The organism is Massilia jejuensis, from assembly GCF_042656795.1.
Lineage (GTDB): Bacteria > Pseudomonadota > Gammaproteobacteria > Burkholderiales > Burkholderiaceae_D > Telluria > Telluria jejuensis.
The window spans coordinates 1-10,627 of sequence record NZ_JBHSMS010000105.1; the positions used below are offsets into that span (position 1 = coordinate 1).

16 protein-coding genes are annotated in these 10,627 nt (G+C 56.2%); all 16 read left to right on the forward strand.

Annotated elements, in window-relative coordinates; translation table 11 throughout:
• The first annotated feature begins 173 nt into the window (after positions 1 to 173).
• Complete coding sequence (locus ACFPOU_RS23745; protein WP_379727588.1) at positions 174 to 740, forward strand: recombinase family protein; 567 nt, start codon at positions 174 to 176, stop codon at positions 738 to 740.
• Positions 741 to 886: 146 nt separating this feature from the next.
• On the forward strand, positions 887 to 1,318 hold the full coding sequence (locus tag ACFPOU_RS23750) for a hypothetical protein (protein ID WP_379727591.1): 432 nt from the start codon (positions 887 to 889) through the stop codon (positions 1,316 to 1,318).
• Positions 1,319 to 1,366: 48 nt separating this feature from the next.
• Complete coding sequence (locus ACFPOU_RS23755; protein ID WP_379727594.1) at positions 1,367 to 2,290, forward strand: NYN domain-containing protein; 924 nt, start codon at positions 1,367 to 1,369, stop codon at positions 2,288 to 2,290.
• A gap of 52 nt (positions 2,291 to 2,342) precedes the next feature.
• Entirely contained in the window at positions 2,343 to 2,540 is a 198-nt protein-coding gene (locus ACFPOU_RS23760) for a hypothetical protein (RefSeq protein WP_379727597.1), read from the forward strand.
• 257 nt (positions 2,541 to 2,797) lie between these two features.
• On the forward strand, positions 2,798 to 3,094 hold the full coding sequence (locus ACFPOU_RS23765) for a hypothetical protein (RefSeq protein WP_379727600.1): 297 nt from the start codon (positions 2,798 to 2,800) through the stop codon (positions 3,092 to 3,094).
• 195 nt (positions 3,095 to 3,289) lie between these two features.
• Positions 3,290 to 3,526 carry a hypothetical protein gene (locus ACFPOU_RS23770; RefSeq protein WP_379727603.1) on the forward strand — a complete coding sequence of 79 codons (237 nt, stop codon included), beginning with the start codon at positions 3,290 to 3,292 and terminating at the stop codon, positions 3,524 to 3,526.
• A gap of 351 nt (positions 3,527 to 3,877) precedes the next feature.
• A complete protein-coding gene (locus ACFPOU_RS23775) occupies positions 3,878 to 4,486 on the forward strand; it encodes a hypothetical protein (protein WP_379727606.1) in 609 nt (202 codons plus the stop codon).
• A 12-nt stretch (positions 4,487 to 4,498) separates the two neighbouring features.
• Positions 4,499 to 4,759, forward strand: a complete 261-nt coding sequence (locus ACFPOU_RS23780) for a hypothetical protein (RefSeq protein WP_379727609.1) — start codon at positions 4,499 to 4,501, stop codon at positions 4,757 to 4,759.
• Between the two features lie 225 nt (positions 4,760 to 4,984).
• On the forward strand, positions 4,985 to 5,128 hold the full coding sequence (locus ACFPOU_RS23785; protein ID WP_379727612.1) for a hypothetical protein: 144 nt from the start codon (positions 4,985 to 4,987) through the stop codon (positions 5,126 to 5,128).
• A gap of 228 nt (positions 5,129 to 5,356) precedes the next feature.
• Positions 5,357 to 6,229, forward strand: a complete 873-nt coding sequence (locus tag ACFPOU_RS23790; protein ID WP_379727615.1) for an RES domain-containing protein — start codon at positions 5,357 to 5,359, stop codon at positions 6,227 to 6,229.
• Between the two features lie 539 nt (positions 6,230 to 6,768).
• On the forward strand, positions 6,769 to 6,948 hold the full coding sequence (locus ACFPOU_RS23795; protein ID WP_379727618.1) for a hypothetical protein: 180 nt from the start codon (positions 6,769 to 6,771) through the stop codon (positions 6,946 to 6,948).
• A 109-nt stretch (positions 6,949 to 7,057) separates the two neighbouring features.
• Positions 7,058 to 7,363 carry a hypothetical protein gene (locus ACFPOU_RS23800; RefSeq protein ID WP_379727620.1) on the forward strand — a complete coding sequence of 102 codons (306 nt, stop codon included), beginning with the start codon at positions 7,058 to 7,060 and terminating at the stop codon, positions 7,361 to 7,363.
• Positions 7,364 to 7,635: 272 nt separating this feature from the next.
• Entirely contained in the window at positions 7,636 to 7,908 is a 273-nt protein-coding gene (locus ACFPOU_RS23805) for a hypothetical protein (protein ID WP_379727622.1), read from the forward strand.
• A 73-nt stretch (positions 7,909 to 7,981) separates the two neighbouring features.
• Complete coding sequence (locus ACFPOU_RS23810) at positions 7,982 to 8,284, forward strand: hypothetical protein (protein WP_379727625.1); 303 nt, start codon at positions 7,982 to 7,984, stop codon at positions 8,282 to 8,284.
• A gap of 558 nt (positions 8,285 to 8,842) precedes the next feature.
• Entirely contained in the window at positions 8,843 to 10,393 is a 1,551-nt protein-coding gene (locus ACFPOU_RS23815) for a class I SAM-dependent methyltransferase (protein ID WP_379727628.1), read from the forward strand.
• Between the two features lie 13 nt (positions 10,394 to 10,406).
• Positions 10,407 to 10,627, forward strand: a 221-nt coding sequence (locus ACFPOU_RS23820) for a hypothetical protein (protein WP_379727632.1), incomplete at its 3' end; no start/stop codon positions are given.

The window sequence follows — 10,627 nt, forward strand, 5'->3', positions numbered from 1 at the left end:
GGCTCGGTGTTGCAAGCGTGGCCTTCATGGGTGTCCGGTTGAGCTATACCCTAACCTGATGTCAGACGACCCTCGTTGAAGCCGTCAGGATAGGGTTGGTATCGCGATAACTTGACATCTGCCTTGAACGGTCATAGAGTCTTTCCTGACACATCTTGAGAAAGAGGCCTGGTTTGCGAGGTCAACGAATCGGTTATGTCCGGGTCAGCAGCTTCGACCAAAATCCAGAGCGTCAGCTCGATCAGGTTCAGGTGGACAAGCTGTTCACCGACAAGGCCTCAGGCAAAGACACGCAGCGGCCGCAGCTTGACGCCTTGATGTCGTTTGCCCGCGAAGGCGATACGGTAATCGTGCACAGCATGGACCGTCTGGCGCGCAACCTGGACGATCTGCGCCGGCTGGTGCAGACGTTGACCAAGCGCGGGATACGAATCGAATTCGTCAAAGAGTGCTTGAGCTTCACCGGCGAAGACTCGCCAATGGCCAACTTGCTGCTGTCGGTCATGGGGGCGTTCGCGGAGTTCGAGCGGGCACTGATCGGCGAGCGGCAGCGCGAAGGGATCGCATTGGCCAAGCAGCGCGGTGCCTACCGAGGCCGCAAGAAAGCGCTGATGGACGACCAGGTTGTCGAGCTTCGCCGCCGCGCCGTGGCCGGCGAGCAAAAAGCCACGCTCGCGCGCGAGTTCGGCATCAGTCGCGAGACGCTGTATCAATACCTGAAAGTGGCGCCAGCGGCTTAACCCGGTTTTCCGTTCCACTGCACCTCAAACCCCATCTTCGAGAGCGACCGTGAAAAGGCGCATCGCGAGTCCGCGGCGGCATCAAACTAACTTTTTCGGAAAACTAAACGCAAAGAAAAATGCAGACACCTCACTGGACGGCATACGTGCAAGCCCTTCTCACGCCCGTGATTGCGCTCTTTGCAGTCTACGTCGCAGCATCACAGTGGAGCACCGCTCGTAATAAGCTCCGTCTGGACCTGTTTGAGAAAAGGTACGCCGTGTACGAGGCAGCACAGAAATTTATAAGTTCGATCGTTACCAGCGGCAAAGTGAAAGACGACAGCATGTTCGCGTACATGGCAGCGACGAGGGCTGCAAAGTGGATTGTTTCGCACGAAGTCGAGGAGTACCTTGAGCGGGAGCTTTACACGCCTGCACTTCAATTGCAAACATTACAGGCGATGCTTGAAGGGGTTCCTGCCGGGGATGAGCGGACGAAAAATGTTGAACGCCAGTTTGAGCTTAAAACTCATTTCAACGCGCAGTACAAGCAGCTGGACATTTGGTTCAGCGCATACCTTCAGCTATCTCACTAGACCGGAAAACACAGCTGTGAACCAATATTACAACTACTACGCTTGACTATGAGCCAAAGAGACCAAGTTCCAAAAGTCGCCGTCTATTGGGATTTTGAAAACCTGCACGCTACTCTGTTGAACCAGCAATCCGGCGAGGCCGCCTACAGAAACAGTCGAAGCACATCCCAGACTCCGATCATCAATCTGGCTCCGATCCTCGACTACGCAGCCTCCTTCGGCGACATCATCATAAACCGCGCATACGGGAACTGGCAGTGGTTTGAACAGTACCGCCACGTGTTAATGGCCGGGGGAGTGGATTTGATCCAGATGTTCCCGCGCGGCCAAAATATGAAAAACAGCGCCGATATTCGACTGGCGATCGACGCTCTAAGCGACGTTTACACCCATCCACACCTCAGCCATATTATCGTCGTCTCGTCCGACAGTGACTTCATTAGCCTGGCCCAACGAATCAAGCAGGCTGGCCGCTTCGTGGCAGGTATCGGCATCGATGGGTCGACGAACCGCTTCTGGCCTTTAGCATGTAGCGAATTCAAGTTCTATCAAAATTTGCTGCCAAAGAACGACACTGAGGCGAGGTCAGCTTCACCAAACGCATCGTCCGTACCTGCTGTCGCCGCTACGCCTGCGATACCAGCGGCGCCGGCCTCTTTTTCTGCAGCGAGCGAGGTCCAAACGAATCCCTTCAGCGAAGTTGTATCTGCGCCCACAATCGAGGAAGCAAAGGAAGTACTCGACCGCGTGGTGCGACAGCTGGTGCGGAGAAACGGAGCGAACTTCTCCGCCTCTGGGGGCGTGAAATCACTGCTGATCCGGGCGCTGCCATCTTTCGATGAGCGCGCGCTAGGGTTCGGCACATTTTCCGACTTCTTGGGGGCCTGTCCAGACATCGTGAGAATTGTCGACCGAAAGAGCGGTGGTCACGTTGAGCACGTGAGAATTGCGAGCGAAGCGACGTCTGACTGAGCACTAGAACTCACTTGAGATCGCCGGCTTCGAAAAGAGAGCTAGGAAAACGATGAGCGAAAAGAACGCGACGGCTGAGCCGCAGAACTGCCCACAATGTGGGGCGCCGGCCGAGGTCAGAAATCCCAAGCCGCGCCGTTGGTTTGTCGCCTGCACGAAGAACAGCGAACTCGCGAGCGGACATCGTGTTCTCGGTCATCCGATGTTCACGAAGCGCGACGCGATCCTGGAATGGAACAAGCTCAGCTAGACCGAGGAAAAATATGACTACGAGAACGAACTATCCTGTGCGGTGCTGCTGCGGCCACGAAGGCGCGATTCGCATGAGTGAGAACGACCAGCCATACTCTGCAAACTGGGAGAGCTACACTTTGGTCGCATTGAACGGGGGCACGCACTCCGTGGAGAACCGCTCTGCAAAATGGGAAGAGGTCTTTGACAAGATGAAGCCAGTTTGCCCTCGATGCGGAACAGCCCTCACGGCGGACAACCTTGTCTAGGAAAACGATGACTACTCAACCAATCCATTACCTTCACAGCATTTCATCCGATCCGAATGATTGGACCGAAGAATGGATGCGGGCACTGGGTTACATCGCCTATTACTTTGGACAGCTGGAGTATGCGAGTGTTTGGCTCGCTGACTACCTGCGAACCGTTGTATCAAACGACGGCTTTTCGAAACGTTGCGACGACGCATGCAAGCGGCTAGTCCCAACCTTGCCCGACGATGCTTTACGTGCAGATTGGAACGCTTTTTTCAATACTGTGGCTGTTCACTGGACTGATTGCGCCCCTCCTTAAAAGGGGGGCACACCGGCTAAGAAAACAGTGATCCTTAGCCTTCCAGGCACTGCCTTATTTGTTGCAGGTTATTGGGCGGTCGATCTAGGCTACCGTCCGCAAGACTTCTTCGCCTATGGTGTGTTTCTATGGATATTTCTGCTCGCCGGGGCTCTGCTTTCCTCACAGCCAAAAAAGCGAAAGTAAAGGAAAAAAATGAAAACCCGAGTAATCCCTAATCCCAAATCCGAACTGCTTTCTAAAGCCTTAGTTGGCGGCGCCGGCCTAGGACTACCACCGGCGCTCGAGGTGCCGGTCGGAATGGCGGCGGTTCTTCTGTTCGTTCCCATGGAAACCATGATTGGGAAGAGCATGCCCGAGATACAGCAGGACTTGGGCCTTCCTTGGCACGCCGGCAACGGCGATGGCGTTTGGTTCGATGAATTAGTTTAAACATGACACCCTTGACTCCCCAACCGCCAGCCGACTTTGCGCACGAGCGCAGGCGGGTCCATGTGTATCTCAACCGAGAGTTGACTTACGACTGGATTTCAACGCGAAAGCATGCCGCGGTCCCACGTGACGAGTGCAGCATCGTTCTGTGTGGCAAAACCGCAGGCCAAGCCGCATTGGCGCGGTGCCTTGCATTCGTTGTAGAACGGAACGGGCGTCTACACTGGTTTGGAATCACTGCGGAACACCATGAGCCCGTTGAAATTTATGGTGTTACGGGCTTCGTTCGCGTTGCCGAGTGCGCCGCGATCTTGTTCGGCTAATTCGCCGAGGAAAGGACGGCACCGTCTGATGAGTGACGAAAACTACAATCACGGTAGGGTCAATGGCCAGACGCCGTATGGCCTTCAATCTGGAAGCCAAGCTTACATGGACGCGATGCGTGGCGTTCGTGAGAATGAGGATGAGCAGCGCAGACTGGACCAGATTCGACAAAACTATACGTCTCAACCAGTCCATACTTCAGCGCCTTCGGGCGATCCAGGGTTTGCCCTCGGGTTGATAGCTATTGTCGTCGTAGTCGTAGCGTGGATACTTGAGTACCTGCTCAAGGTATTTGGTACCGCTGTAGCAGTCGTCGGGTGGGCAAGTCGGTGGGGCGAACTCGAAATGCCGAGTATGGCTGTCGCTTTTTGGTACAACTACGTGCTGCTCGTGCCACTGAAAGGATTCAGCGCACTATGGGCAATGATTGTCAGCCGCGGCCTAACTGACTGGCTCATCGTAGACGTACCGCTCGCAATCGTGGCCGGATATGTCTATGCGGTTCTACTCATGGCAGTGTGGCTGATCGTCAAATCTTGGTTGGAAAAGGCTGGAATCAAATATGCGAAAACCGTCGTTTTCCTCCTTCCAGGGTTTGCTCTTGGATTGTGGTACACATTGAAGATCGTTTGGTAGGGGAAAAAAAGCATGCTTCGCTCTACAAAATGGATTCCGAATCCTCCAACTCTACAGAAGGCTATCGATGCCGGGCATGTTGGTGTCATGGACGGTGCCGAAGGCCGCGCGTATTCTGTTTCCAAGCAGTGTCCAGATCGTGACCGGGTGATCCAGGCAATCGGCTTGCGTAAGACGCTCGAACTCATGTGGATTTGCATTTTGGCCGGGACGGTCGGCGGCGCGGCGGTGCTCGCAATTTGGCACCTCGCTCGCTGGTCGAATACCTTCTAGGAAACTATGAAAAAGCAACTTGCTTATCAGCCGCCTGCCCAGAGCGCGAAAGAAGTGTTCACCTGCGCGAAATTTACAAGGAATTGCGAACAAGGCTGAAAGCCATCGATGACCGTCTCCGAGCGCAGCTGCGCCAAGAACCACTGGAGCTAGACGGTTCGCCCGCGTAAGCCGAGCACGATCAGCACACCGGACCGCCAGAACCCATAACGCTAAGAAAATGATATGAGCTACAAATACTCAATTGATCCGTACATCACCATGCTAAAGCAATCGGAGCGCAAAGTTGCGGGTTACGGCTTTCTGGCCGTGTTCCTGCTGGTCCTGTCCTTTCTGGCGGCTGGCATTGATAGCGACGGTGCCGGGTAATTCGCGGCTCTGGTTGAACCAGTGCCGTCTATGGTTGGCCCCTTTCTTCTCTGTGGGAGCGGGCTTTCGATCTTGGCCGCAATTTGGTTCATCGGCCGCTATTTGTACTTCGTCAAATGGCCTGAGCGGTTTGAGTGAGCGTCGACGGAAAAGAACATGAGCTGTCGCTCCATTGTCCGCTGTACTGACTGCGGTACCGAAACTAACAACTCCGTCGAGTGAAGACCAATGCCACTCATGCATGATTTACGACGTTTGAAGCAGCTTGCCTCAAATATTTTAGCCATGGACATGGCAAGTACGGATGCTCGAACAGCCTTAGAATCGATGGTGCATTTCAGCCGAGGATTTCTCTTGCACGGCGCCTTTCAGGATCATAGAAATACATGGTGGCGGGCAAGAAAATGTAGCAATGGAAGTGTTCCGAAGAACGCGCCCCCCGTTGCTTTCGACAACTTGTCTGAGTTGTTGTACATTCCAACAGGAAACCCTCGCTTAGGAAGATGCAACTTGCCTGGGCAGAAGGTGCTATACGCAGGATCAAATATGCGTACCGCTTGGCTTGAGATCGGGGCTCAACCCGGGGATGTCGTGCAGCTTGTTTCATTTAGGCAACGATTCTTTGGCAGCATGGTCACGCCGGTCATCGGTGCTTATCGCGAATTCCAAGACACAGGCAAAGTAGCAATGGCGCCTGCGGCGCAAGAAATACTGCGGAAGGAAAGGAAAACACGTCAGAATCACTATAAGCATTGTCTGTTCATCGATCGTTTCCTTTCTGGTCTTTTTGCCTTTAAAACAGACGAAAAATACATGCTCACTGCGGCGTTATCTGACTACTATCTGAAATACCGTCCAGGCACAGCGATCGTCTACCCAAGTGTTAGAAACAGCTCGGGGAGGAATATCGCTATGGAGGGCAGAACCTTTGACGAGCAGTTTGAAATCATCGAATCCATAGTGATCAAGATCCAACCTCGCACAAACGATAATGTAGGGTTCGATTACGATTTAATTCGCCGTTCTGATCAATTTGGCCCCAATGGCGAAATACTTTGGGACCTGCCAGCTGTCGCTAGTGATTTCGAATCCTTCGGATAAAAAAACGGAAAAATGATGATCGACAGTAAGCATGTTTCAAAAGAGCGGGCGTCTACATGCGAAATCGCCGGCGCATTTGCGCTGTGCGCAATACACGACTTGCGGGTTATCTGTTCCGCTTTGGCGGCTTCCCGCAGATTACGATTGAACAGGCGGACGCCGGCTTTGACGTCAAGATCAGGCCGGCAAAGACCTAACACACGAACAATCCTTATAACGGAAAACGCCAATGCCACAGACACCGAAAATCTACGCAACGCTGCGCCGTCGATTCTGCACCGCAGAGCTGAAACGCCTCGGCTTCCGCTACGAGGGTAGCGAAATGGTGAGGCGTGGTGCCTGTCGGGTTCTCGTGGCGACTGCATCCTCGCTCGATGGCGAAGCATGGCATGTAAAGCCGCTTGCCCGCCAGTGGCGATAATCCAAGGAAAAAAAGCAGGAGGGTTTGTGGACGTTTGTGTCCGCGGCCCCAGACCTCACGCAGTAGAGGAAAACCGCGCTGGCCGGCCGCCAGTTCTATCCGAGAAAGGACACAACCAATGGATAAGCACAACGGACCTGTGAGCTTGGGAGATTTGGCAGATAAAGTCGGCTTGACGGGACGTCCCGTATCGATGTCTGACGTTGCGGCGAAGATCGGTTATACAAAAATGCCGATGAGTCTCGGGGAGTTGGCCGAGGCAGTCGACAAGCACGTTGCCAAGCACGACGAGAAATAATAGTTAATTCCGTCCGACGGAGAATCCTTAGCAGTATCCACGCCGCGCTCAACGCGGCTGTGGCATTGAGAGGGTCGGCACGGTGCTGGCCCAACAACGCGGAAAACTTATGAAGACGTTCGTCCGATCCATGCTCGTAGTTTTGGCTCTTGCAAGTTTTTCGGCAACGGCGGCACAGCCTAGCGCTCGGGCCAAGCTGCGGGCAATCAGCAAAGACCCGGATTCGCTCCAGTTCCGTAACGAGCGCGCTTCAAAAACCGACTCAACGATTACATGCGGTGAGATGAACGGTAAAAATAGCTTCGGCGCCTACGTTGGTTTCCGACGATACATTGTCTCGACTGGGACAATCCTGATCGATGACGGAAAGCAACCTCGATTCAACGAGGCTTGGGCTACCTTCTGCACCAAATAGGCCGAGGAAAAAAGATAGGGCGGACGCAGCTATTGCGAAGTACAGCGCGATGCTCCAGCAAGCGGCATAAGCCACAGGTAAAAACGTCGAACTGACGAGGAAAGCATGCTACAGAACTGGTACACAAACATGACTGCGAGGCAGAGGAAGTTCGTTTGGGTACTATCCATTATTACCCTTCCTGTGTTCTTCATCGGAGTGATTCCCACGCTTCTTTTGATCTATCTCCACCTTGGGACGAAGCCCTAAGTCTGGGACAAACGAAAACACCAATGAATATTCGAACAAGCACTACAGGCCAGATGCAACTCAACCGACCGCAGCAAGAATGGCATGATGGCCCTAGTGGTGACTCTGCGAACATGCAGGTTGCCAGCTTCGCCGGTCACGAAATGATGGCGATCACGGACGGCAACGGCGGTTTTGAGCTGCGCTATCTCGGCTTCACTGAGGGGCCGTATACGTCGATAGATCATGCGAAATCAGAAGCCTCGAAATTTGCGCTTGCAGTCCTCGACGTGATGAAGTCGAAGATCGCTATCTAACGAACGGAAAAGCGCCGCGTGCGCCCGACAGCTGGCCGGTAGCCGGCATCACCATCGATACAAGACAAGAGCTATGAAGAAGCTGAGTGCGGTACTGTGGTTCCTAATTTTAACTGGCTGTGCGAGCGCCCAGGATGCGTACAAGGGCTACAGGGATGCCCAAGAGCTGGCCTATGTGAACGACGCGAAGTTGTCGTGCTCTCGTTACGGATACCAGCTCGGCACAGACGCATTTGCACATTGCGTGAACACCAACGTAAATGCCGCGAAAGATCGCGATGCAATGGTCAAAGCGGCTTTTCACGGCGAAAAAAGTAAGTCGGAAAACACTATGGCAATCGAAAGCTGCGCACAGCAGCATCCACGGCCCGCATGACGAGCCTGGTGCATTGAGAGACTCGGCACGGTGCCGGCGACTGGAGATACGAATGGAAATGACCGAAGACGTTTTCGCGGACCAGAGCTACGGCAAGGCCGCTTTGCAGAAGTTGGCGCCGACCGATCCGAACTTCCGCCTGTGCCTGGTGAGAAGCCTCCTTTCGAGATAATGGAAGTGAGGGGCGCCGTGTTCCGTCACGCGACTCGCGGGCCAAATAAAGGCAAGCTGTCGATCAGGGTTCCCGGAACTACGCGCACAGTGCAGGTCATCGCGACCGAAATGGCCAGCATCGACGCCACCGCGTAACGGGCCGAAAAAGGACGCCATGCGACTCACGCTTGAACACTCATGTTGGTCTACCAGCGCGCGATCGACAGCACGGCCGGTGCCAACGAAGGCGCGGGCTGGTGGGAACCGACAGCGCCTTGGCAATCATGATCACTTCGGCGGTTTGGAACGCCCTGACGCGACTGTCGAAATAGCCCGGTAAAGCCGGAGCAACCACGCCCGAGACAACTCGGCAATATGGCGGCGACCTATCTACAAGAGGACGCCATGCCAACCACCCCATACATCACCCCAGACCGCCGCCTGACGCTCGACAGCATCCTCGGCATGTGCCAGGAGTTCAAGCGGCACCATGGCGCCTGGCCTCGCGTTACCGCATCCGCTGACGATTTCGCCGCGGCCGGCGTCCAGGGCGTCTCTGGCGCCGACATCGAGCGCGCGCTGCGCACCCAAAGCAACGGCCTGGCCGACGACCCCGACTTCGCCGAGATGCGCTCGCTGGTCTTCCTGCGCGGCGGCTGGGACGTCAATATCTCGTTCATTGACCCTGAATGCTGCAAGCGAATGCCCGACGAGCATCTCCCGCGCCTGGTCGATTCGCTGCACCTGGAAGAATCCGCGCAAGGTCGGGCGCTGGATGGCGCGACGTCCACGATCTGGGTCGACCTGCCGCTCGAAGCCGGCTGGCGCACTGGCCACTCCGCGCGCGTGCCGGTGACCGACGAGCTGATCGCCCACATCGGCTTGAGCGGCCTGATCTACGGGAACGACACCGCGACGATCCGCGAGCGCTACTACCTGCAGGTGATCCCAAACGGCCGCCTCTACATGAAGTATTCGACGATCCTCGGCAGCCGCTACGTCGGTACCATCTCGCCCGAGAAGCTGGAAGGCCTTCGGCAGCGCCTGGTCGGCCAGGCGGAGGAGATCCGCGCCGGCGTCGGCGCCGCTCCGGCGGCCAAGAACACAGCGCCAGCACCGGTGGTGCTGACCATCGCCCAGGAGCTGGCGCTCATGACGGTCGTGGACGGCGAGCTGCAGCTGCCGACCCAGCAGCTGGCGCACTACGACGACATTAGCAGCCTGATCGGCAAGGCGGGCGGGCGCTACGTGACCGGCCGCAAGCAGTTCGTCTTCGACGCCGGCATCGACTGCGCCGACGTCCTGCGCCGCCTGATCGCGGGCGAAACCATCAACTTCCAGCAGGAGTACCAGTTCTTCGCCACCCCCGAGGCCAAGGCGGTCGAGGCGGCCAAGGAAGTCGAGAAGAGGCTGGGCACGCTGCGTGGCAAACGCGTGTTGGAGCCGTCAGCAGGCGAGGGGGCGCTGGCGAACGTAGCCCGGCGCATGGGCGCCGACGTCGTCGCGATCGAGGCATGGAACGTGAACGCCATCAAGCTGCGCGCCCAGGGGTATGACGTCATCGAGCGCGACTTCCTGTCGGTGACGCCGGAAGAGATCGGCACCTTCGATGCGATTTTGGCCAATCCTCCCTTCACGAAGAACCAGGACATCCAGCACGCGATGCACATGTTCCAGTTCATCCGGCCGGGCGGCGCGCTCTCGATCATCATGTCGACCGCGTGGCTGGAGGGGAAAACGAAGGCGCACGCGCAGTTCAAGGAATTCCTCGCCACCCAGGACGTCACGGTGACGCAGATCGAGGCCGGCGCCTTCAAGGAATCGGGCACGCCGGTGCCGACCGTGCGCCTGGACTTCCGCGAGGTCAACGTCCCGCGCGCGGCCGAGGACTTCCGCTACGAGAGCGCGCCGGAGCCGGTCGTCGAGGAAGACGAATTCGCACTCACCATGCAGTAATAGGGAACAAATAATGGCATTCGTTATCTTCACCGACGCAGAAGGCGTCTACATCGGACACTGCATGGGGCTGGGCTTCTGGTCTAAGCTGGATCCAGCTGATCAACCATGCGCCACCACATTCCCTACCATCCAGGATGCCGAAGAGCACATGGCCGGGTGGGAGGGCGGGCGTCCAGCCGGCGTGTCTCTCGTGCCGGTCATCCCGGACGAGCCGGGCGGTTTCGCCTCGAT

What these genes read in the sequence shown, in the direction of transcription:
- ACFPOU_RS23755 (WP_379727594.1), top strand. Translation starts at nt 1,367, where the DNA reads ATGAGCCAAAGAGACCAAGTTCCAAAAGTCGCCGTCTATTGGGATTTT.
- ACFPOU_RS23760 (WP_379727597.1), top strand. Translation starts at nt 2,343, where the DNA reads ATGAGCGAAAAGAACGCGACGGCTGAGCCGCAGAACTGCCCACAATGT.
- ACFPOU_RS23765 (WP_379727600.1), top strand. Translation starts at nt 2,798, where the DNA reads ATGACTACTCAACCAATCCATTACCTTCACAGCATTTCATCCGATCCG.
- ACFPOU_RS23770 (WP_379727603.1), top strand. Translation starts at nt 3,290, where the DNA reads ATGAAAACCCGAGTAATCCCTAATCCCAAATCCGAACTGCTTTCTAAA.
- ACFPOU_RS23775 (WP_379727606.1), top strand. Translation starts at nt 3,878, where the DNA reads ATGAGTGACGAAAACTACAATCACGGTAGGGTCAATGGCCAGACGCCG.
- ACFPOU_RS23780 (WP_379727609.1), top strand. Translation starts at nt 4,499, where the DNA reads ATGCTTCGCTCTACAAAATGGATTCCGAATCCTCCAACTCTACAGAAG.
- ACFPOU_RS23785 (WP_379727612.1), top strand. Translation starts at nt 4,985, where the DNA reads ATGAGCTACAAATACTCAATTGATCCGTACATCACCATGCTAAAGCAA.
- ACFPOU_RS23790 (WP_379727615.1), top strand. Translation starts at nt 5,357, where the DNA reads ATGCCACTCATGCATGATTTACGACGTTTGAAGCAGCTTGCCTCAAAT.
- ACFPOU_RS23795 (WP_379727618.1), top strand. Translation starts at nt 6,769, where the DNA reads ATGGATAAGCACAACGGACCTGTGAGCTTGGGAGATTTGGCAGATAAA.
- ACFPOU_RS23800 (WP_379727620.1), top strand. Translation starts at nt 7,058, where the DNA reads ATGAAGACGTTCGTCCGATCCATGCTCGTAGTTTTGGCTCTTGCAAGT.
- ACFPOU_RS23805 (WP_379727622.1), top strand. Translation starts at nt 7,636, where the DNA reads ATGAATATTCGAACAAGCACTACAGGCCAGATGCAACTCAACCGACCG.
- ACFPOU_RS23810 (WP_379727625.1), top strand. Translation starts at nt 7,982, where the DNA reads ATGAAGAAGCTGAGTGCGGTACTGTGGTTCCTAATTTTAACTGGCTGT.
- ACFPOU_RS23815 (WP_379727628.1), top strand. Translation starts at nt 8,843, where the DNA reads ATGCCAACCACCCCATACATCACCCCAGACCGCCGCCTGACGCTCGAC.